The 20,588-nt window shown below is 69.7% G+C and carries 22 protein-coding genes and 2 pseudogenes; 10 read left to right on the forward strand and 14 right to left on the reverse strand.

Annotated elements, in window-relative coordinates; all coding sequences use genetic code 11:
- The first annotated feature begins 16 nt into the window (after positions 1-16).
- The 3 genes and pseudogenes from ACIRJR_RS11770 (at position 17) to ACIRJR_RS11780 (ending at position 2,687) form a co-directional block, all read left to right on the forward strand.
- On the forward strand, positions 17-295 hold the full coding sequence (locus tag ACIRJR_RS11770; protein WP_403777593.1) for a hypothetical protein: 279 nt from the start codon (positions 17-19) through the stop codon (positions 293-295).
- A 209-nt stretch (positions 296-504) separates the two neighbouring features.
- A pseudogene (locus ACIRJR_RS11775) lies at positions 505-2,017 on the forward strand (alpha/beta hydrolase).
- A 13-nt stretch (positions 2,018-2,030) separates the two neighbouring features.
- Positions 2,031-2,687 carry a hypothetical protein gene (locus ACIRJR_RS11780; RefSeq protein ID WP_403777596.1) on the forward strand — a complete coding sequence of 219 codons (657 nt, stop codon included), beginning with the start codon at positions 2,031-2,033 and terminating at the stop codon, positions 2,685-2,687.
- 431 nt (positions 2,688-3,118) lie between these two features.
- Here the strand turns inward: ACIRJR_RS11780 and ACIRJR_RS11785 are convergent, their stop codons facing one another.
- Positions 3,119-4,300, reverse strand: a complete 1,182-nt coding sequence (locus ACIRJR_RS11785) for a PP2C family protein-serine/threonine phosphatase (RefSeq protein ID WP_403777599.1) — start codon at positions 4,298-4,300, stop codon at positions 3,119-3,121.
- A gap of 98 nt (positions 4,301-4,398) precedes the next feature.
- On the opposite strand from ACIRJR_RS11785, the gene ACIRJR_RS11790 reads away from it, so the two are divergent.
- Entirely contained in the window at positions 4,399-4,896 is a 498-nt protein-coding gene (locus tag ACIRJR_RS11790; protein ID WP_403777602.1) for a MarR family winged helix-turn-helix transcriptional regulator, read from the forward strand.
- 153 nt (positions 4,897-5,049) lie between these two features.
- Here the strand turns inward: ACIRJR_RS11790 and ACIRJR_RS11795 are convergent, their stop codons facing one another.
- The 5 genes from ACIRJR_RS11795 to ACIRJR_RS11815 all read right to left on the reverse strand — a co-directional run bounded on the left by ACIRJR_RS11795 (position 5,050) and on the right by ACIRJR_RS11815 (position 9,030).
- On the reverse strand, positions 5,050-6,291 hold the full coding sequence (locus ACIRJR_RS11795) for a PP2C family protein-serine/threonine phosphatase (protein ID WP_403777605.1): 1,242 nt from the start codon (positions 6,289-6,291) through the stop codon (positions 5,050-5,052).
- Positions 6,284-7,300, reverse strand: coding sequence for a SpoIIE family protein phosphatase (locus tag ACIRJR_RS11800; RefSeq protein WP_403777608.1), 1,017 nt, complete (start codon positions 7,298-7,300; stop codon positions 6,284-6,286). The genes ACIRJR_RS11795 and ACIRJR_RS11800 overlap by 8 nt, the downstream gene beginning before the upstream one ends.
- Positions 7,297-7,677, reverse strand: a complete 381-nt coding sequence (locus ACIRJR_RS11805; protein ID WP_403777611.1) for an ATP-binding protein — start codon at positions 7,675-7,677, stop codon at positions 7,297-7,299. The genes ACIRJR_RS11800 and ACIRJR_RS11805 overlap by 4 nt, the downstream gene beginning before the upstream one ends.
- A gap of 67 nt (positions 7,678-7,744) precedes the next feature.
- Positions 7,745-8,155, reverse strand: a complete 411-nt coding sequence (locus tag ACIRJR_RS11810; RefSeq protein WP_403777614.1) for an STAS domain-containing protein — start codon at positions 8,153-8,155, stop codon at positions 7,745-7,747.
- Positions 8,152-9,030 carry an STAS domain-containing protein gene (locus tag ACIRJR_RS11815; RefSeq protein ID WP_403777617.1) on the reverse strand — a complete coding sequence of 293 codons (879 nt, stop codon included), beginning with the start codon at positions 9,028-9,030 and terminating at the stop codon, positions 8,152-8,154. The genes ACIRJR_RS11810 and ACIRJR_RS11815 overlap by 4 nt, the downstream gene beginning before the upstream one ends.
- Before the next feature lie 496 nt (positions 9,031-9,526).
- On the opposite strand from ACIRJR_RS11815, the gene ACIRJR_RS11820 reads away from it, so the two are divergent.
- On the forward strand, positions 9,527-9,970 hold the full coding sequence (locus tag ACIRJR_RS11820) for an ATP-binding protein (RefSeq protein WP_403777620.1): 444 nt from the start codon (positions 9,527-9,529) through the stop codon (positions 9,968-9,970).
- A 103-nt stretch (positions 9,971-10,073) separates the two neighbouring features.
- On the opposite strand, the gene ACIRJR_RS11825 is transcribed toward ACIRJR_RS11820, so the two are convergent.
- The 4 genes from ACIRJR_RS11825 to ACIRJR_RS11840 all read right to left on the reverse strand — a co-directional run bounded on the left by ACIRJR_RS11825 (position 10,074) and on the right by ACIRJR_RS11840 (position 13,229).
- A complete protein-coding gene (locus tag ACIRJR_RS11825; RefSeq protein WP_403777623.1) occupies positions 10,074-10,409 on the reverse strand; it encodes a hypothetical protein in 336 nt (111 codons plus the stop codon).
- The gene (locus ACIRJR_RS11830; protein ID WP_403777626.1) at positions 10,406-10,828 is read right to left on the reverse strand and encodes a DUF6003 family protein; all 423 of its coding nucleotides are present in this window, start codon (positions 10,826-10,828) and stop codon (positions 10,406-10,408) included. Before ACIRJR_RS11830 ends, ACIRJR_RS11825 begins: the two co-directional genes overlap by 4 nt.
- Before the next feature lie 419 nt (positions 10,829-11,247).
- Positions 11,248-11,934: a response regulator gene (locus ACIRJR_RS11835; RefSeq protein ID WP_403777629.1), complete on the reverse strand. Its 687-nt coding sequence runs from the start codon at positions 11,932-11,934 to the stop codon at positions 11,248-11,250.
- Entirely contained in the window at positions 11,931-13,229 is a 1,299-nt protein-coding gene (locus tag ACIRJR_RS11840) for a sensor histidine kinase (protein WP_403777632.1), read from the reverse strand. The genes ACIRJR_RS11835 and ACIRJR_RS11840 overlap by 4 nt, the downstream gene beginning before the upstream one ends.
- Before the next feature lie 214 nt (positions 13,230-13,443).
- Between ACIRJR_RS11840 and ACIRJR_RS11845 the strand changes: the two genes are divergently transcribed.
- Positions 13,444-14,712 carry an alpha/beta hydrolase family protein gene (locus ACIRJR_RS11845; RefSeq protein WP_403777635.1) on the forward strand — a complete coding sequence of 423 codons (1,269 nt, stop codon included), beginning with the start codon at positions 13,444-13,446 and terminating at the stop codon, positions 14,710-14,712.
- Positions 14,713-14,867: 155 nt separating this feature from the next.
- Here ACIRJR_RS11845 and ACIRJR_RS11850 read toward each other — a convergent pair whose 3' ends face one another.
- The 3 genes and pseudogenes from ACIRJR_RS11850 to ACIRJR_RS11860 form a co-directional block, all read right to left on the reverse strand.
- A complete protein-coding gene (locus tag ACIRJR_RS11850) occupies positions 14,868-15,977 on the reverse strand; it encodes an SPFH domain-containing protein (protein WP_403777638.1) in 1,110 nt (369 codons plus the stop codon).
- Between the two features lie 64 nt (positions 15,978-16,041).
- Complete coding sequence (locus ACIRJR_RS11855; protein ID WP_403777641.1) at positions 16,042-16,479, reverse strand: NfeD family protein; 438 nt, start codon at positions 16,477-16,479, stop codon at positions 16,042-16,044.
- Positions 16,480-16,625: 146 nt separating this feature from the next.
- Positions 16,626-17,060, reverse strand: a pseudogene (locus tag ACIRJR_RS11860) (ABC transporter permease); the annotation flags it as partial.
- Between the two features lie 185 nt (positions 17,061-17,245).
- On the opposite strand from ACIRJR_RS11860, the gene ACIRJR_RS11865 reads away from it, so the two are divergent.
- Both ACIRJR_RS11865 and ACIRJR_RS11870 read left to right on the forward strand, forming a co-directional pair.
- On the forward strand, positions 17,246-17,659 hold the full coding sequence (locus ACIRJR_RS11865; RefSeq protein WP_403777643.1) for a DUF4190 domain-containing protein: 414 nt from the start codon (positions 17,246-17,248) through the stop codon (positions 17,657-17,659).
- A gap of 403 nt (positions 17,660-18,062) precedes the next feature.
- Positions 18,063-18,500 (forward strand): SRPBCC family protein, encoded by a 438-nt coding sequence (locus ACIRJR_RS11870; protein WP_403777646.1) that lies wholly within the window; start codon positions 18,063-18,065, stop codon positions 18,498-18,500.
- 120 nt (positions 18,501-18,620) lie between these two features.
- On the opposite strand, the gene ACIRJR_RS11875 is transcribed toward ACIRJR_RS11870, so the two are convergent.
- The gene (locus tag ACIRJR_RS11875; RefSeq protein ID WP_403777649.1) at positions 18,621-19,406 is read right to left on the reverse strand and encodes a hypothetical protein; all 786 of its coding nucleotides are present in this window, start codon (positions 19,404-19,406) and stop codon (positions 18,621-18,623) included.
- Positions 19,407-19,768: 362 nt separating this feature from the next.
- Here ACIRJR_RS11875 and ACIRJR_RS11880 point away from each other — a divergent pair, with 362 nt between their 5' ends.
- Together ACIRJR_RS11880 and gvpJ are read left to right on the forward strand one after the other, a co-directional pair.
- On the forward strand, positions 19,769-20,086 hold the full coding sequence (locus ACIRJR_RS11880) for a gas vesicle protein (RefSeq protein ID WP_403777652.1): 318 nt from the start codon (positions 19,769-19,771) through the stop codon (positions 20,084-20,086).
- A 34-nt stretch (positions 20,087-20,120) separates the two neighbouring features.
- Entirely contained in the window at positions 20,121-20,585 is a 465-nt protein-coding gene (gene gvpJ / locus ACIRJR_RS11885) for a gas vesicle protein GvpJ (RefSeq protein ID WP_403777655.1), read from the forward strand.
- Positions 20,586-20,588 lie beyond the last annotated feature (3 nt).

A 20,588-nucleotide genomic window follows, 5' to 3' on the forward strand; every position in this document is an offset into this window, starting at 1 on the left:
CAGGCGGAGAAACGCGATGCGCAAGGGTGGCTATACGGCCCTTGAGGCGGTCGGCATGGTGATCACGGCCCTGGCCGCCCCAGGGATGATCCGCGCTCTGCTCGACCACGGCTCCTCCGAGCCGCTGTGGGGCATCCTCGACCGGGCCCCCGGGGGCCTCACCGGCCAGACGATCCTCCTCGGACTCATCGCGCTCGTCGCGACGGTGGCCGGTGGCTGGGCACACACCCGCAAGGAACCGACCACCAAGCGGACCGGAGGGTTGGCTGGAATCCGCGACCGAGAAACGATCTGACGCCCATCCGGACGACTGACTCGCCGCTACGGCACGTGTGCCCGCGTGCCCTGGGGAGAGCATGCGCCGTCCACGCACTCAGCCTGGCCGCCCACGGCCTCCGCGACCCCGCCCGGATCGGCGTGCTGGTCCGCGTGAACGGCCGACGGCGGGGTTGTCCCGAGCATGCCCGCTTCGGCGCCCCCGTGCGCCCCTCAGGAGGACATCAGATGCGCAGGAGTACCTTGCCCCTCACCCTCGCCGCCACCACCGTGACGGCGGCCGCCGTGGCGCTGACCGTGCTTCCGGACGTGTCGGTGGCGACGCCCGGCACGGCGGCGACGACGCCGGACACCGTGCGGTGGGGCCCGTGCTCGGAGAAGAGCGCCGCTTCACCCGGTGAGGCCGCGTCATCCCGTCTCGAGTGCGCGACACTCGAAGTTCCGTTGGACTACCGCAATCCCGATGGCCGGCAGATCGACGTCGCGATCTCCCGGCTGGCGAGCGAGAAGCCGTCTCAGCGCCGCGGTGTGCTGCTGACCAACCCGGGCGGTCCCGGGATCTCAGGTCTCGGCTACCCAGTCGCTCTCGCCGCCTCAGGGCTGCCGCAGGACGTGCTGGACTCCTACGACGTGATCGGCTTCGACCCGCGGGGCACCGGCCGGAGCACGCCGGTGACCTGCGACCTGACGCAGGCACAGCGCAACCGCGGCAACCTGCCGCCGTACGCGCACACCGCGGCCGATGTCGCGCGGGAGGCGGGGAACGCCCGGACCGTCGCCGGGCAGTGTGCCACCTCGCGGACGGCGTGGATGCTGCCGCACACCACCACCGCGAACACCGCGCGTGACATGGACCGGATCCGGGCGGCACTGGGCGAGCCGAAGCTCTCGTACCTCGGTGGGTCCTACGGCAGTTACCTCGGCGCGGTGTACACGACGATGTTCCCGAAGCACGGCGACCGGATCGTGCTGGACAGCAACCTGGGCCCCGGCGGGTACGACGTCACGGCCACGCGGTTGCTCGCCCGGGGGATGGAGGAACGGTTCCCGGACTTCGCGGCGTTCGCCGCGGCGCACCCCGAGTACGGCCTGGGCACCACACCGGATCAGGTGACCGCGAAGTTCTTCGAGCTCGCGAAGCGGCTGGAGGCGAAGCCGGTTCAGGGCATGGACGCGACCCTGTTCCGAGGGCTCACCTTCGACCGCCTCTACAGCGACGCGTCCATGCCCCTGGTGGCCGCGATGTGGCAGGCGCTCGACAAGGACCGTCCGCTGCCGCCCGACACCCCACCGGCGATGGACGGAATGGAGAACTCCATGGCGGCCAGGTGGTATGTGATCTGCGGGGATGCGCGCTGGCCGGGGACGGTCCGGGAGTATCAGCGCAATGTCGCGGTCGATCGGGTGAGGTACCCGATGCTCGGCGTCCGCCGCAGGCATCGGACCGTGCGCGTTCTGGCCGGACAAGCGGGTCGAGCCGCCGGTGCGCATCGGGGATCGGGGCCCGTCGAACGTGCTCATGGTGCAGAACGAGCGCGACCCGGGGACCCCGCTGGCCGGCGCCCAGGAGCTGCGGCGGGCGTTCGGGAAGCGGGCCACGATGGTGACGGCCGACCAAGGCGGGCACGGCGTCTATCCGTTCGGCCCCAACACGTGCGCGAACGACGCGGTGACGACGTTCCTGACCACCGGGCAGCGCCCGTCGCGGGACCTCGCCTGCGCGGCGGAGCCGAGTGAGTAGCGGGAGCGGAGACATGTTCAAGGAGTGGCGACATCGTCGGGCCGTGCAGCGGGTCAAGCCCGGGGACGGGCGACCGTTGAAGCGTTTCCGCTGGTGGCAGATGCTTACCCGCGCACTGTTCCATCTTCGGCTGACAGGTGACGACGGCCGGCAGACGGTCTGCACCGTCGACGTAAGGCATCAAAGGCAGTCGTCGAACGGCCACGTCAAGGCCCACCTGTACCTCGATGGCAGGCATCACGCCGAGTCCAGAGTCCCCGCCGTCTTCCCCGTCCCGGGCGGCACCGTCGAAGTGAGGACGAGCAGTTTCGGGCTCAAGCGCTGCCACTACGTCACCGCCGGGGGCGCCGAGTTCCAGCTCGTCCCGGACACCGCCTCCGCCGAGGGACGCCGCGCGCGCCTCGACCGCGCGCACCCCGCGCTGAGCCGCTCGATCGGCTCCCTCTCGGTGATGGTGCTCGTCATCGGCCTGGTCCTCCTTGTCCTTCAGCTCGTCGAACAGGTCACCCGGGACCCGGAGGGCCTCGCCCAGTACGTCGGGACCTTCACCTCGCCCGCCACTCTGCCGGGCTGGGGCAACGCCGTGCTCGGACTCGTCACCGTGGCGGCCAGCACGGAGCGGGCGATGCGGCTGCGCTACAGCAGGCTGCTGGACGGCGGGGCGGGCTGACCCCGCTTCTACGGCGCGACCAGGTCGATCAGCTGGGTTTTCGTGAGGGTGGTCGACCTGGATCCTGCTCTGCCCCGCCAGGCGTCGCTGCCCATGTGTGTGAAGCCGCAACTGAGCGAGTGCTTTGGGCGCGGTCGTCAGTGGAACGCGAGGCCGAGGGAGCCCTTCGTGGCGCTCTGATCGTGGAGCCGGGAACCCGGCGAGGTCCTGGAAAGGTGGTGCCGCGAGCGCTGCACCACCCCCGGTCGAGCGGGATCGAGCGGGACGCAGCCGGATTCTGTGTCCCGCTCAACGGCCACCTCGGGAGAGTGGAGAGCGTTCCGGTGACCCGGGGCACGTCCTGGCCCTGAAGGCGCGGGGATGACCTTGAACTTCTCCATGATCCTCGCCATCGGATGCTGCTCGATTCCCGAAACCTGGTTCGGGCTGTGTCAGGCGGTGCCCGGGCGGCCGCGCCAGTCCAGGCATACGACCAGGGAGTCGTCCGCCGCCGGCCCGGAGCCGCGGTGCCCCAGCAACTCCTGCAGCATCGTCCTGGGTACTTGGGAAGCGGGCAGCAGCCGTGTGCTGGTGATTGCCCTGGCCAGTGCCCGCTGGCCGTACTTCTCACCCCCCGGTGAGAGGGCGTCGTAGACGCCGTCACTGATGAACAGCAGCCGGTCCCCGGGCTCGACCTTGAAGCGCTGCGGCGTGTACGTCGTGTCCTCGAACATCCCCAGCGGCATTTGCGCATCGAGTTCGACGGCCTCGACCACATCCCGGCGAAGCCGCCAGATGCGGGGCGAGCCGGCGTCGATGATCTCCACGTCTCCGGTCGGAAGGCAGAAGCGGAGCAGAAGGGTGGACAGAAACCGTCGGCCGCGGTGCTGGCCGTAGACGGCCTGGTCGGCCAGGTATGCCTGGTCGGCGAGGTTCAGCCCGGCGCGGCGGGCGTTGCGCAGGGCGTTGATCGCAAGGTTCGTGAGCAGGGCCGCGTCGATGCCCTCACCCATGCCGTTACTGACCGTCACGATGAGGTCGTCGGCGGACGACGACCAGTCGAAGCTGTCACCGAAGATCGCGTAAGCGGGCTCCAGCTGCGCGCCGAGGCTGTACTCGGGCCGCGAGCAAGAGCGCCCGGGCAGGAGCTGCCACTGCATCTCGGCAGCCAGGGTGAGCCGTTCTGCGCGGCGGGCCTGCAGGAAGAGGTCGGTGTCCCGCTCTGCGACGGCGATCTCGTGGGCCAGTGCGGCCGCGCACTGTGCGAGGTCCGCCAGAATTCCGGGGCCGACGTCGCTCTCGTCTCCGGGCAACTGCACACTGAGCACGCCGAGCCTGTCACCGCGGACGCTGACAGGCAGATGCACCGTGACGGTGGAGGAGGCGACGTCGGTCACACAGTGCGCTTCCTGGGCGTTGAAGGCGCGACCCGGGGCAGTGTCGTGGACCGGCAGCGAATGATGGGTGTGCGGGAGGATGCCGACGGGCTGCAGCTGCGTCATGGCATAGTCGGCCATCAGGAGGTCGACCGCCACCGCGCCGTGTCGCTGCTCGATCACCGAGCGGACCACGTCGAATACCTCATGGGGTGCAGCCTCGCGCAACAGGCGCTCAACCGCGCTGGGTCTGTCCACCGGTACCGGACCTTGCCTTCCTTGACATATCTTCATTCATGCGACTTCTCATAACGACCAGCCGGATCGAGCACAAAATGCTCACACGGGAGTGTCACATGCGCGAGGACCCCATGGCTCTCCACCAGCAGGCCCCCACCGCCCTGCCTGAGGTCGGTCATGTCCTTGAGCTCCTTGAGATCGCCTGGGAGCGGGGCCGGGACGTCCTGAGCACCGCCCCTGTCTCCCCGGCACAGATTCGTGTGATGTACGTCATCGAACGCGAGCCCGGCATCAATCTCAGCACCCTTCGTCGCCGCCTGGCGGTGGCCGCTCCCACGGCCACGCGCCTGTGCGACCGCCTCCAGGCAGCCGGATTCCTCCGCAGGACTCCCCGCCCCGGGGACCGCCGGGAGATGCAGCTGACGCTCACCGAGGCGGGCACCGCGCACCTGCGCGAAATCCGGCGACGCCGTGAGCGAGCTCTCCGTCAGGCGATGAACCGGATGACCCCCGCCACGCGTGACGCCCTGGCCACCGGACTCGCCGCCCTCTGCGAAGCCGTCGCCGAGCCCCTCCCGTATGCAGAGGAGCAGCTCGTCGAGGAGTGCGGCTGAGCACAGCTTCCGCGGGGCCGGGCCGGGCCATGCCCATCACTCGAGTCCGCAGGCCGAACGGCCCTTCCGGCCGGTCCGGTGATCGCCACGTACTCGGTGACGGGTCGTCGGGGACATGTCATCGGCCGTCGGGCGGTGACATCGACGCACTGGTCATGTCCCGGGCCGGCCCATGCGAACGACGAGGGCGAGCGTGTCGTCCGGGTGCAGTACGACCGTGCGCATATCCCTCGCGACGGCTCCGGGGATGGAAGCCGTCGCGTCCCGCGACCGCTTCCGGGCCGAGTCGATGAGGCGCGCTTCACCCTCGATCGGATTGCGGCGGCTCTCGGTGAGGCCGTCGGTGTACAGCACGAGCAGATCGTCCGGTTCCATCCGTGTCCGCAGCACCTTGTCGCTGCCGGACAGCGGGTAGCCAACGCCGCGCCCCCGCGCGTTGAGGAAGTCTGCTCGGCCGTCCGGGCGGACGAGGAGCGCCGGAGGGTGGCTGCCGTTGGCCAGGCAGAGTTCACCCGTCGCCGGGTTGATCCGCGCCAGGAGCACGGTGGCCATGAGCTCGCCGTCCAGAGGCGTGAGAATCTCGTCGGCCCGCTCGATGATCGCGGCCAGCGGGTGCCCGTCCAGTGCCAGGGTCCGCACGGCGTGGGTCACGTTCAGGGCGCTTCGGGTGCTGGTGACTCCGTGGCCGAGGGCGTCGACGACCGTGATGTGGACGGTGCCGTCGGGCAGGTGGAACCAGTCGTAGAGGTCTCCCCCGGTGGGGTCGTGCGTGTGGGCAGGCTCGTAGTGGACGGCGAGTTCCAGGCCGTCCACCGCCAGGGGAGGGGGGCGAAGAGCCTTCTCCATTTCCTGCAGCATCTGCCCATGTGCCTGGCGCAGTTGCTCGTCACGCTCTTCGAGCTGGATGTACAGGGCGAGTACGCCGCTGTTGGTTTCGGCCAGCTCGTGCTTGAGGATGCGGTGCTCGGCGGTGAAGGCGTCCACGCGTGCGAGCGAGGCCCGTAGTTCCTGTTCCAGCTCTTCGCTCTCCGATCGATGCACTGCAGGCGTGGCGCATTCGTCGGGGGGCGTCTCGGTTCCTTCCGGGGCAGGCACGTGCCAGGTGGCCGTGGTGTCGCAGACTGCCTGCGCGGCAAGAGGGAGCCCGGCCAACGGCAGCGGGCGCCGCGACGCCGGGGACACCAGACTGACGGAGAGAAGCGTCGGCTGATCCTTGGAGCCTGGCTGACAGACGGATTCGAGCCTGACCGTGCGTCCGGCCCGCAGTTCGCGGCCGGCGACGCTGCTGATCGAGAGAACGAGCCGTGCTCGCACTTCGAGGGGGAGGGCGTAGGCGTCGGCCAACTGACGCAGGGCGCGGCGCAAGGAGCGCAGCGTCCGGAAGGTGTCAGACAAAACGGCCGCCGGGTGCCCGGGCGGCAAGGAGGGTCGCGTCGTCACGCGTCGAACGGTGAGTGTGAGCCACTGCTGCTGCGAGCAGGGCGGGGGGCAGTCGGAGCAGGAAGCGCGAGGGGGCGTGGGCCCATCGCGGGTGGATCCCGTCGGAGTGCAGCACAGCCATGGCTCCCGGACCGGTGGGCAGGGTGTGTGTGCGAGGGGTCGGCATGTTCCACCCGACGACACCGGGCAGGCCGGTCGCCCCGTGGTGGGCGGTCTCCGGAGTCACGACCAGGGCGCGGACGTTGCCGACGCCGCAGTACTCGGTCCGGTCGTGGTGCAGCCGGATTATGCCGACTGCGGCACCGCGGGTGTGGCGTAGCGCGCGGTGGACGGAGAAGAGCATGTCATGGAGCGCGCGGTCAGGCGCGCGGTGGAACACCCGCAGGGCGGCTTGTGCCGCCTCCGATGCCTCTGGGCCGTGTCCGAGGCCGTCCACGACGAAGGCCGTGCGGTAACCCGCGGTGTCCGCCGAGGCGCACGCGTCGCCGCAGAGCTGTTCACCGTCGATGGGGAGACAGATGGATCCGAGTTCCTGATGGGCCTTCGGCCGATGGTCGGCATCGGTGAGCCGGGCACAGGCGAGGGTTGCGGTGCCTGGCTCGGTGCGAATGGTGAAGTCCGTGGCGATGCGACGGACGGCTCCCAGGCCGGCGCCGAGGGTCGCGGTGGTGCTGTAACCGTCGGTGAGGGCGAGGGAGAGGTCGTCGATGCCCGGCCCGCGATCGGCGGCGAGAATCTCTATTCCGCCTCCGAGGAGGAGCGGCTGCAGATAAACCGAGCCGCCGGTGGCGTGCTTGGCAAGGTTGCCGGCGAGTTCCGACGCCAGCACGGCGGCCTGGTCGGGCAGAGAACCGCTCAGACCGCACAACTCGGCTACTGAGCGGGCGGCTTCCGCGGCAAGCTGGACGGAGCTGTGGTGGTCGACACGGATCTGGACAGTCGGCGTGGTGGGTGCCGGTGTCACGGGGTCGTCCATCGGGTGGCGGTGACGGTGGTGCCCCGGGCCGGTGCCGAGTCGATACGGAAGTCGTCCATCAGCCGTCGTGCCCCGCCCAGCCCATGGCCGAGACCGGCCCCCGTGGTGTAGCCGTCGGTGAGGGCCTGCTGGACGTCCTGGATCCCCGGCCCTTCATCGCTGATGACGAACTGCAGGCCCCGTGCGCCCGGACGATCGAGCAAGGTGAGGGTAAGGGTGCCGCCCCCGCCGTGGATGTAGGCGTTGCGGACGAGCTCGCTCGCGGCGGTGACGATGCGCGTCTGGTCGACGATGCCGAACCCGAGGGCCAGGGTCGCCGCGCGAACGGCGTGACGGGCCGCCAGCAGGTCCTCTTCCGTACGCACCGGGTAGGAGTTCGGCTCGCCCGGCCCTGGATCGGGGCGGGGGACGGTTCCGGAGGACGGGGAAGGTTCAGCGGAGCGCAGCACTGGTTGCCCCCTCGGGGAGCTGTCGGTTTTGTCGCCATCCGAGCAAAGCCATGCCCCGTTCGGCGTTGAGCGCGGTCTCGACCCCGTTCAGGCGCAGACCCAGTTCCACCAGGGTGATCGCCACCGGAGGGAGCATGCCTGCCACGATGACCCGGGCTCCGAGGAGCCTTGCCATGGTGGTGAGTTCCATGAGAGTCCGGGCGACGAAGGAGTCGATGATCTCCAGCCGGGAGATGTCGATGAGGACACCGCTTGCGCCTTCCGCCGTGATGCGCTGGGTGAGCTCGTCGGTGAAGGCCAGGGCGGCCTTGTCGTCGAGTTCGTCAAGGAGCCCGGTGACCAGTACGTCGCCCAGCCGAAGTATGGGCACACCTGCCACGGGCCGGGCGTTCATCGCACCGCCGATGATTCGGCCTTCAGCTGATCACCTTCGGTGATCTTGATGGCGACGGACAGGGCGTCGGCGAGGGTGGACCGGGTGAGGATGGAGGAGAGATCGATGCCGAGCTGGGCGATGGTCACCGCGATGGGGGGCCGGATCCCGCTGATGACGCAGTCGGCACCCATCAGCCGCACCGCGTTGACCGTCTGCATCAGGTGCTGCGCGACTGCCGTGTCCACCGTGGGAACAGCGGTGATGTCGATGATCGCGACGAGCGCTTCATGATCCTGGATCCCCTGCAGCAGGTTCTCCATGACCACCTGGGTGCGTGCGGTGTCAAGGGTCCCGATCAGCGGTACGGCGAGCACGTGACGCCACAGACGAACCACGGGAGTCGACAGCTCCAGCAACTGCCGGCTCTGCCGCCCGATGATCTCCTCCCGGCCCTCGACGTAGGTGTTGAACGAGAGTGCGCCGGCGGCGTCCAGCAGCCTGTTGATCAGCAGTGCGACGGCGAGCACGTCGTCAGAGGCCCGCACCGACTCCTGCACCGACTCCAGCAAGGCTTCCTTGAGAGTCAGGACCGCGAGGGACGTGTCGGTGGGTGAGGCCCCTCCTCGCGCGCGGCGCAGCGAAAGCTCGGTGATCGCACGGTGCAACTCGGGATGCGCTGTCACCACGCGCTCCACCGGCAGACCGCCGGCCAGACTCGATGAGAGGGCGGCGACAACGGTGTCCGCCTCCTCATGCAACTCCGCTTCACTGATCCCGGATCCGGCCTCGCTGCGTTGGAGCTGCAGCTGTACCCACCGGTCGGCGATCTTGTCGGCGCGCTCGTTGAGCGCGTTGCTCACGCGCTCTCGCGTGGCGGTCTCACTACTGCTCACCAGATGCTCCTCACTCGCGACGCCCAGCACACCGTCACGAGTCGGAGTCGAGTAGGTGCGGAGGACGGGTGCCTCCTCTGCCGAACAATAATTGTCGGAGGCTAAATATTATCGATCCGCACAGTACGCGCAAGCGCGCATCACGCGATGCACCCCTGACAATATGGGACTTATCGGTCCGGTCGTCGCTTGCCAACTGTCATGTGTGAACGGATGAGGCCGTCTCGCTGTCGGCGGCCGGCGACCTGGGCCGTGGAATCCCTAGACCGGTTCTCGTGCCGAGGGGAGCGCCATGTGGTGACCGCCTTGAGGGGCCGGTCTTTGCCGGAATCCGCAATGTCATCCCCTGTGACAGATTTTCTGTGTGCCGAATGACGGTGTTCCGTTGCCGAACGATGCCGGAGAGCTGCGCCGGGACGTGTGGGGCTGGAAAGGGAGGGCAAGCTGCCTGTCACCGTAAAGCGGAACAATCGACAAGGAGCGGGGTGAAATAGACGTGAACGGCTCGAAGATCACCATCGGTGCTGCGCCCTCCACGCCATCTACGTCCTCTGCGCCACGGATGGTGCGGGGCGGCAACACCGAAAGTATCCACCGGGCTCGCGAGGCCGCCCGCGGATTCGCCTGCGGCCTCGTCCCGGCCCCGGACTCCGACACGGTCGACACTCTCGTCCTGGTGGTCTCCGAACTCGCCACGAACGCGCTGCGTCATGGTGGCGGCCGGTACTCCCTCGAACTGTCCGCCACGACGGACGCGATGACCGCCGCGATCAGTGACCCCAGCCCGGTGCCCCCGTGCGAGCGTGCACCCGACCTGAACGGTGGCAGCGGCGGCTTCGGCTGGCACATGGTCCGCCGTCTCACCACCGACCTGACTGTCACCCCGGGCCCCGGTGCCGGCAAGACGATTCGTGCCCGGCTCTCTCGCCTCGGGACCTGAACGGTCGCAGGTTGCTTGCGCGGGCGTGTGTACGTGTGGAACGGAGGCTCCCGGCTGGAGGCCGAGACCGCTCTTGGCGCGCCGGACCCACGGCGCACGGCCGTCACGTGCGGAGGTGACGGGTCGCGTGCCGCGCCACGTCGGCGAGGGTGATCCGAGCTCGTCGCCCGGAGGGCCCGGGCCGCTGGGCTGCACCGGCGCGTATCACCAAGCGGTGCGGGGCCGTGAGGTCCGAGGGGGGGACCTCGTCGTCCGGACTGTGGATCCGATGCCCCAGGGCGAGTTCGTCGCTGAAGGTGAACACCGGGTCCGGGATCTCGTCGCCGCTGTCGAGCAGGTCCGCCGTAGCCAGGGCGCCGTCCTTGCGGTGCAGAGCCGGCTCGGTCGGCCACGGGACGTGGACGACCGAGCCTGACAAGCGGTGTCGCCGAACGCTCACATCGTCAGGCGGCCGATGTCCTGAGCATCGAGACCGGTCAGTTGGGCGATGCGCGGAGCCGGAACGCCGGCCGTCAGGGCCCGGTGTACGAGGGCTTCCCAGTCCTGAGTGGTCTCCCGGAACTCCAGCAGTTCACTCTCCACGTCCGTGACGGTCTGAGGCGCACACTCCTGACGCACCCGCCGCGCTTCTGCCTCACCCAGTGGAACAGGCAGGCACTCCGCGTTCTCCGGGATGAACATCCTGGCGTCGGCCGGGAGGATCCTGACCTGCTCCGAGACCGCTGAGACCCCATGGGCCTGCAGCCATCCCAGGACGGCTGGTGTGTCAGCACACTCCAGGAACCCGACGGCAGCCAGGGCCGCACCCAGCCGAGGTCGGCGGTCAGGAAGAAGGAACAGGTATGCGTCATCGGACATCGCGCGGAATCGCCTTCTCGATCGGACCTCAGCGGGTGGACTGATGCTAGCTGTTCGGTCCACGCAGGTCGGGTGCGGTGACGGTCACCACGGTCCGGGGATCTTGAACGGGTGAGGGCCGCAATGCGCCCTTGACCGAGACCGGACGCCTCCGGCCGGCCCGGGAAACGTGACTTCACCGGGGCGTGTTGCGAGCGTCGTCCGCCTGCGGCGGCGTGGCGGACGTGGCGCTTCGAGTGTCGTGCTCTCTCGTCCTTGGATCGGTCGACGCGAAGGCCGACAGCGCTCTCGGCCGACTGATCGACGGCCGACAATTCACGATCCGCCGGTTGGAGCGTCCCGGAACGGTGCGAACAGCCGTGCTGGTCCACAGGGACAGGCGCGAGTTCCGTCTGCTGGTCCCAGAGCACGGTCCCGGGCTACGACCGGTCGGCGGCCTCGCCCGCCCCGGCGCTGACCAGCCCCGTCTCGTAGGCGACTATGACGGCCTGGACGCGGTCGCGGAGCCCGAGCTTGGCCAGGATGCGGGCGACATGGGTCTTGACGGTCGTCTCGGCCAGGTGGAGGTGGGCGGCCAGTTCGGCGTTGCTCAGTCCCCGGGCCAGCAGGCCGAGGACCTCCAGCTCACGGGGGGTGAGCGAGGCGAGGTCGCGGTGGAGGGCGGCGGTGTCGCTGCCGTGCCGGGCGAAACGCTTCACGAGGCGGCGGGTGATGGCGGGCGCGAGGAGGGCGTCGCCCGTACGGACGGTGCGGACGGCCGCGGCCAGGTACTCGGGGGTGACGTCTTTGAGGAGGAAGCCACTGGCTCCTGCCGAGAGTGCCGCGTAGACGTACCGGTCGAGGTCGAAGGTGGTCAGGATGATGATCCGGGGCTCGCCCGGCATGCCGGTGAGGATGCGGCGGGTGGCCTCCAGACCATCCATTTCGGGCATGCGGACGTCCATCAGCACCACGTCGGGCCTGGTGCGTCGGACGGCGTCGACGGCTTCGGCCCCGTTGGTCGCCTCGGCCACGACGTCGATGCCGTCGGCACCGAGGATCAGCCGGAACCCGGTGCGGACGAGAGTCTGGTCGTCGGCGAGGAGCACACGCAGCGGCTCGGTCACGGTGTCTCCAAGGGGATCAGTGCCTCCACGCGGTAGCCGCCGGTCTGACTCCGGCCGGTGTCCAACGTTCCGTCGTAGACGGCGAGTCGCTCGCGCAGGCCGATCAGCCCCCGGCCGTTCCCTGCGGCTGCGCCCGCACTCGCGTGCCCTCCGGTATCGGTGACCTCTACCCGGAGTCGGCCCGGACCGTATTCGACGGTCACGGCAGCCGTGGCGCCGGCAGCGTGCTTGACCGTGTTGGTCAGAGCTTCCTGCACCACGCGGTAGGCGGCCAGTTCGATGCCGGGTGCAAGCGGACACGGCGGGCCGGCAACTGCCAGGTCGACCGGCAGCCCGGTGTTCCGGACCCGTCTGACCAGTGTTTCCAGCTGGCCCAGGCCAGGTTGCGGAGCCGGCACCGTGGACGGACCGTCCACGGTCGTCACCTCGCCCTCGTCAGCCATGGTGAGCAGTCCCATGACGTGGCGCAGTTCGGTCATGGCCGCTCGCCCGCCCGCCTCGACGGCGAGCAGCGCCTCGTCGGCCTGCGCGGGGGAGGCCGTCATGATCTTGCGTGCGGCGCCCGCCTGGATGATCATGACGCTGACGTTGTGCGTGACGACGTCGTGCAGTTCGCGGGCGATCCTGGCCCGCTCGTGCTCGACGGCCCGGCGCAGGACCTGGGACTGTTCGCGTTCCAGGGCGGTGAGCCGGGTGCGCCCCTCGTCGGTCCGGAGTTTCCAGGTGCGCAGGCCGACGGACGCCACGGCCATCGGGACCAGGATCAGCAGCGCGATGTATTCGTTGGGGACGATGGGTGTCACCGTGTTCCCCGAGGCGCTGACCAGGAGGACCGACACCGGCAGTGCTGCCAGGGTCGCCGTCCGGTAGGGGCTGTGCACGGCGGCGCTGTGGACGGCGATGACGTACGCGTAGAAGGTCAGCCGCAGGACGCTCTGAGGCGTTGCCAGCGTCGCGGCCGTCACGACGCACAGCACGGCGAGCGGGTAGCGGCGCCGCAGTACGAGGGCACTCGACGCGATGAACGCGAGGGCCACCATGAAGGCCATGCCGCCGGGTCCGTTCGGGCGCGTGATGACGCGTTCCACGCCGGGCGCGATCTCCCGCACCACCACGTTGTCGGCGTTGTCGACGCCGTAGTAGACGGTGGCGACACCGATCGTCAGCGCCACCAGCACGTCGAACTGCCAGGCGCGCCTGGTGGGCCGCAAAGGTGGACCGCCGGCGACCCATACCTCGCGGGCCGTCCGACGCGCGGCTTCCTGAAGCCGCTCCAGCCCCGTACGCACGTTCATCACCGGTTCATTGTTGCTGCCGCGCTGACCCGCGGTCTCCGCCTTTGCGGCCATCTCCCTCGCACCGGATACATCACCCGCCTACTTCGCAGGGATGACGTCTCCGGGGATCGTCCCAGCGCGGTACCGCAACGGGTCCGGGCGGCTGACGCGTGACAGCCGGTCCCGCTCCTAACGTTCACGCGTCCGACCGCCTTACCCGAGGAGCCGTTTCATGCCCATGCCGGTGATCGAACTTCGTGAGGTGAGCCGCCCGTACGACGACGGCCCCGCCCGCCCCGAGCGGAGGACGGACGAACCCGTGAACCCTGCGCTCTTCCGCCGTGGCCTCACCGTCGCCACCGCGCTGCTCACGCTCGCCGTCGGCCTGGGCGGGCCTCCCGCCGCGGCGGCCGACGGCCCGGGCGGCGCACCGTATCTGCCCAGGCCCACCGGGCCTCGTGCGGTCGGCACCACGTCCCTGCACGTCACGGACAACTCCCGTCCTGATCCCTGGGCTTCCGGGGTCGACGCGCGCGAACTCATGGTCTCCCTGTGGTATCCGACGGCCTCGCCGGGCGGGCGGCGGGCACAGTACATGACCCCGAGGGAGTCCGAACTGCTCCTCGAGGAAGGGGGGATCACCGGCGTGCCGTCGGACGTGCTGAGCACGACCCGGACCAACGCCTTCGCCGACGCCCGACCGGCAGGGCACACGCGGAGTCTGCCACTGGTCGTTCTCTCTCCCGGCTTCACCAAGCCGCGCACCACGCTGACCTCCCTCGCCGAGGACCTGGCGAGCCACGGCTATGCAGTGGCCGCGATCGACCACACCTACGAGAGCGTTGCCACCACCTTTCCGGACGGTCGTGTAGCCACCTGCGCTGCCTGCGAGGTCCCGCATGACGAAGCGTTCTGGAACCGGCTGGTCACGAGCCGGGCCGCCGACGTCTCCTTCGTACTGAGTGAACTGACGGCCGCGCACGCGAAATGGGACGGCTCCCGGCTCATCGACCCGTCACGGATCGCGATGGCGGGCCACTCCGTCGGCGGCGCCGCCGCCGTCACGTCCATGGTGACGGACCCCCGGGTACGCGCAGGCATCGACATCGACGGCACGACCCAGGTACCGATCCCTGACAGCGGTCTGTCCCGGCCGTTCCTCTTCCTCGGCAGGCAGTCCCAGTACAGCCCGGGCAGTGGAGGCGGCGCCGCCGCCACCTGGGAACGCGACTGGCAACGCCTGACCGGGTGGAAGCGGTGGCTCGTGGTGGAAGGGGCCGAACACGCCTCTTTCACCGACGTCGGACTTCTGGCCGAGCAACTGGGAATCGACATCGGCGCCGATCTGCCGGCGGCCCGCGCCTCGGAGATCACCCGCAGGTACACCCGCGCCTTCCTCGACCTGCACCTGCGCCATCGGCCCCAGCCCCTCCTGAACAAGCGGTCCACGCGCTACCCGCAGGTCAAGTTCTGCGCTCCGAAGACGGGCGCCTGCGTCTGAGCTCTGTCCGGCGGTTCAGGTGCCAAGGCCTGCCGCGTCGGCCGGGCGGCCTCGGCCGCCCGACCGTCCTCGACGGGACCGGCGGACCGGTGGTGCTCCCCGGGGTCCCGGACGGGGGTTCGTCGCCGACGCCCAGGTGGGCTCGTGGGCTCGGCTCAGTCGTCGGAAGCCTGCCCCCTGTGCGGGACCTGGGGTGACTGTGCGGCCTCGGCCTCGGCCTTGGCGTCGCTCACCGCGGCGGCGGCTTGTTTCTCGGCCTCGTCAGTAGCCCTGGCGGCGTCGAGCGGGAAGGCCGAGCCCGCATCGAGCTCCGGCATCCCGTCCCCGTCCGCTGCGCCGTCACTGTCGGTGACAGCGCCTTCCTCCGGCCGCACGGAGGCGGGAGCACCCGCCGGGGGCTCGTCACCGAAGGCTCTGGTGACGGTCCGCACCGCTTCGGTCAACTCGCCCGGGATCACCCAGAACGTGTTGTTGTCGCTGCTCGCCAGGTGAGGGAGCGTCTCCAGATACTTGTAGGCCAGGACCTTCGGGTCGGCGTTGTTGCGGTGGACGGCCTGGAACACGTGTTCCACCGCCTTGGCCTCGCCGTCCGCCCGAAGGATCATGGCCTGCTGCGTGCCCTGCGCTTCCAGGATGTCCTTCTGCTTCGTGCCCTCAGCGGTGAGGATCTTGGCTTGGCGCTCCCCTTCGGCGTGCAGGATGGCCGCGCGCTTGTCGCGCTCGGCCCGCATCTGCTTCTCCATCGCTTCCTTGATGGTGTTCGGCGGATCGATGGCCTTGATCTCGACGCGGTTGACCCGGATGCCCCACTTGCCGGTCGCGTCGTCGAGGACCGCGCGTAGCCGGGCGTTGATCTCCTCACGCGAGGTGAGTGTCCCCTCCAGGTCCATGCTGCCGATGACGTTCCTCAGCGTGGTCACGGTGAGCTGATCGATCGCGTGCAGATAGTCGGCGACCTCGTAGGCAGCCGATCGCGGGTCGGTGATCTGGTAGTAGAGCACGGTGTCGATGTTCACCACGAGGTTGTCCTCGGTGATCACCGGTTTGGGCTCGGACGAGTAGACCTGCTCACGCACGTCGAGCTTGGAGTTGACGCGGTCCGCCACCGGCAGGACCAGGTTCAGGCCGGGCTGGAGCGTCCTGCGGTACCGGCCGAACCGCTCGATGTTGTAACGGCGCGCCTGCGGCACGATTCGTACGGTGGCGGCCACCAGGAAGATCACGACAATGGCCGCCACGAGGATGGGTATGACAACTGGGTCCATCGCCGCTGCCTCCGTTGCTATGCGTTCAGCCGGTCAGGGGCCGGTCAGATCCGGTCAGGGCCGGTCACGGAAGGAGTTCGCGCGGGTAGACGACGGCCGTAGCACCTTCGATCTCCATGACGTCCACCAGCGTTCCTGCCGGGATCACCAGGCTCTCGTCGAGGGCACGGGCGGACCAGTCCTCGCCGGAGAGCCTGATCAGGCCGCGGGTCGCGGTGACCTCCCGCATGACTTCGGCCCGCTTGCCGATCAGCGCGTCACTGCCCTCACGTGTGACGGGCTGTTGTGCCATGTGCCGCAGAGCGACGGGACGGACGATGGCCAGCCCCGCAGCCGCTGCCGCACCCAGGGCTATGAGCTGGCCGAATACCCCGACACCCACACCAGCGACCAGGGCGGCGACCAGCGCCGCGCCCGCCAGCAGCCCCAGGACCAGTGTCAGGGTGAAGAACTCTGCGACACCCAGTGCCGCAGCGGCGAGCAGCCATACGAACCACGGCATCGGATCGCCCTCCTCGGAGAGGCTCACCTACCAAGCTACCTCCAGGAACGCCGACCCGGCCCGGGCGGCGGCGCGGTGGCTGACCGCCAGGGCGCGGGTCGCCGGCCCGCCGAGGTGCCGGGTTCCCTCCCGTTGCGCGAGTGCCCTCACCCAAGGGCCACCCGGAGAGAGCGCGTCACCGCCGGTGACATGGAGACACCCGTGGTCAGGCGCGCGCAGTCGAGTGCGTACGGCAAGGCGTGCACGACTGGCCGTGCGTCGCTCACCGGGACACCACCGGGCGCCCGGTTGCCGAAGAGGTTCCGGACAGCCGTCGCCGTGGCTGAGACGGGGTTCCAGTCGGCCACCGTCCGCAGCGGCCCCGGCATCGTGAGCGTCGACACGAACGCCGACGACACGAAGGTCACCGGGAAGAGCCACAGCAGCCCGGCGCTCTGTGCCACCTCCACGCTGCGGGCCATCAGCCCGATGGGCGCGCCGGCCCACGACATGGCGAAGGCGAACAGCAGGATGAGGAGATACGCGAGCACCGCGTCGTCGGCGGAGGCGCCGACGCGCCGACCCACCAGCAGCCCGCACAGCGGGTTCCGCGCCGGGCCCGACTGCACCGGGTGCACACCCCCGGCCTGCGTGTCCCTCAGGAGCCCGGACAAGCGGAACCCTACGCACCGCTAACAGGCGGGCGACACAGGCATTCGGGGCCGATGAAGGGGCACACGGCACGGGCCGCAGCTCGGCGGCGCAGAAGCAGCACGGGAGGAACGACATGTCTTTCGCCAACCACCCCGAGACGCCCGGCGACTACGGCCGGACCCCGTCGAGCGGGGGCGCGACGCGGAGCAACGGGCTCGCGATCGCCGCACTCGTGCTCGGCATCGTGGCGGTGCTTCTCTTCTGGACCGTCTTCGGCGGCATCCTCCTCGGCCTGCTCGCGCTCGTCCTCGGCATCATCGGGTCCCGCCGGGCACGTGGCGGCAGAGCACCGCACGGGAAGCTGTCGATCGTCGGCGCCGTGCTGGGCGCGCTGGGACTGATCGGGTCGATCGTGATCATCGCGATCGGCGCGTCCATCCTCAACTCCGATGAGTTCAAGGACTTCAACGACTGCGTCCGGCACGCCGATTCGCAGAGCGAGAGGGACCAGTGCTCCCAGGACTACGAGCAGGACTCCGGCAACTGACCGGCTGAGGTCGTGCCGGACGGGTCGAACCGACGCCCGTCCCGCCGACCGCCCCGGGTGCGGTCATGGCGCCCGGGGCGACCCGACCGCTTCACGGCCCGCGGCTTCCCCCTTCGCGCGCGGGCCGGGTGAACTCCGGCCTCACAGCGCGTACAGCGGGTACATGAGCGGGATGACTGCTGTACCGGCGGCTCGGACGTCACGGCCGCCGTCGCCCGTTCACCGGCATCGAAGGGCAGGCGAGGGCAGGCGTGCGCAGTGGCTCGCAGAGGGCCACGGCGCGCTTCCGTCGGCCGGGGACGTAGGAACAGCGCCGTACGCGGCGCCACATGAGGATCGTGCGGCGCCACATGAGGATCAGCCCCACCCCTCGCCATCGGCGAGCGTTCAGAAGGAAGTCACCGTGGTCCACGTGGAACGACAGGTCACCGTCCAGCGCCCCTTGGCCGAGGTGGTGCGCTATCTGGCGGACTTCTCCCATGCGGTCGACTGGGACCCGGGGACTCAGGAGTGCGACCGCATCGACAGCGGGCCCCTCGCCGAAGGCGCGCAGTGGCACAACGTCTCCGTGTTCCGCGGTCGTCGTACGGAGCTGCGGTACCGCCTGGTCACGCTGACGGACGACCACGTGGTCTTCGTGGGCGAGAACCGGACCGCCACCTCGCGCGACGACCTGGGCTTCCGGGCCGAGGGGGAGTCCACGGTCATCACCTACCGCGCGACGATCCGGTTCCACGGCCTGGCGCGGCTCGCGGACCCCTTCCTGCGCCGGGAGTTCGAGCGCCTGGGTGACGAGATCACGGTCAGCATGCCCGAGGCGATCGAGAGGCACCCGGCCTGACCTCCGCACGGCAACCGGAGCCGTCGATGTCGCCCGGCCCTCCGCCCGGCCCTCCGCCCGGCCCTCCGCCCGGCCCTCTGGGAGACATCGGCGGACCGTTCGGGCGCGAGATGCTGTCCGCTATCGCTGTTCGTCCGCGTATTCGAATGCTTCGCGGTGAACGTGGACGCTCTCGAGGCCGTCACGCGCTCTCGACGACAGGTCACGGGACAGGCGACGGGCCAGTTCGCGCAGCTCGTCCTGCGCGGTGCCTCCCTCGACGTACTCCAGCAGGTCTCCCAGGGCCTTCAGCTCACCGGCGTGGAGCGCCAGGCCGACGATCTGCTGGTTCCCGGCGACGCACGCCCTCATGGCACGTCGTGTGTAGGCCTGGCTCCGCAGCCGGCTGAACCGGTCGGCTGCCGGTCCGTCGTTCTCCTCCTCCACGTCGAAGACACGGAGCCGTCGGAGCAGGTCATCCGGCCTGCTGTGCGCAGTCCGGTAGAAGGGCCGCTCCGCGCTCCCCGCGGAGGCGGCGTCCAGCTGGACCTCGGAGAGGAACGCCGCGACACGGCCGGGCACGGGAACGAGCCCGCCGCCCATCCAGCGGGCGGACTGCAGGAGAGCGCGACCGGAGCCCTCGGGAATGCGGAAGAAGCACCAGCCCGAGACACCGCACCACAGAAGGCCGGACTCCCCGCCGTCACCGAAGTGGAGCCGCCCGAAGGACCGGGTGAACTCGACGCTCCCCTCCACGTCGCCCTCGAAGGCGTCCTGGCTCGGGTCGTCGAAGTCTCCGTATGCGGAGACCGACGCCACCGGAAGGTCCTCGACGAGCAGAGCACCCGCCACGGCCACCATGTAGTCGCCTATCGCGTGCTCAAGGCCGTCCCGCAGCTGGTGTGCACGATCTCTGGTGTACGTCACGATGTCTCCCGGGTCAGCTGCGGCGGCATGTCCGCCCTTACCGCCGTTGCCCGGAGACCGCCTGTTCACACGGGGTGCGGTTGTCGAAACCCCCTCAGCCCGCGCACCGCTGACCTGCGGTGGGGCCGGACCGGCTGACGACCGGCAGGAGCCGGCACGGGCGTCCGCCAGGGTGACCGCCCCGCTTGTGTGCTTCCCGCTCGTCGTCGCGGGGACGGGCAGGCCGAGCGGGGCGCGGGACGGGGAGCCGTGCCGGCTGGTACGGCGATCCCACGACCGGTGGACCTGCCCGGGGGAGGGCCGTGTAGCACCACCGGTCCTCTCGAGATGCGGTGCGCCTGGATGTGGCGAGACTGGTCGCTATGGCAGACCAACGTTCGCAGAGGGCCGCAAGCACGACGAAGTCCCGGAAGGGGACCGCGTCCAAGAAGGGCCCCGAGCACGCGGCTCGGGCTGCCTGCCACAGCCTCGAAGGACTGACCGGCTACGCAGCGGAGGGTGTCTCCGCGGTACGGCGTTCCGACGACGGCTGGTGCGTGGTGGTCGACGTCCTCGAGGTGGCGCGGATTCCGGACACGACGAGTCTGCTCGCCTCCTACGAGGTGCAGTTGGACGAGTCCGGAGACCTCCTGGAGTACCGCCGTGTACGCCGCTACCGCCGAGGCGCCGCAGACGAGTGAACCGAGACAGTCCGACAGCTGGAAGGACCTCCCCGTGACCACCACCACGACCTACGCCGATGGCGTCGTCCCCTGCCAGCCCCGCGCCGGCACGTTGTACGACGTGCTGGAGCTCATTCTCGACCGGGGCATGGTGATCGACGTATTCGTGAGGATCTCCCTGGTCGGTATCGAGATCGTCAAGATCGACGCCCGCATAGTCGTGGCCAGCGTGGACACCTACCTCCGTTTCGCCGAAGCGTGCAACCGGCTCGATCTCGAGCGGGACTCCGGCAGCACCACCGTCCCCGAACTGCTCGGTGGCAGTGCGGCGAAGTCCATCGGCAAGCGCAAGGTGCGCAAGGCCGCGGAATCGGTCGGGGACTCCGTACGGAAGGCCGTGGGGCGCGACGACGACGACACGGATGAGGCAGAGGAAGAGGAAGAGCGTCCCAGGCGGCGACGGGCCCCCGCGCGCAGCGAGAGCGGCACGAGCCGACGCCGTCGAGCCGAGGTGTGAGTT

It is taken from the genome of Streptomyces sp. NPDC102402 (assembly GCF_044765765.1).
Classification (GTDB): Bacteria; Actinomycetota; Actinomycetes; order Streptomycetales; family Streptomycetaceae; genus Streptomyces.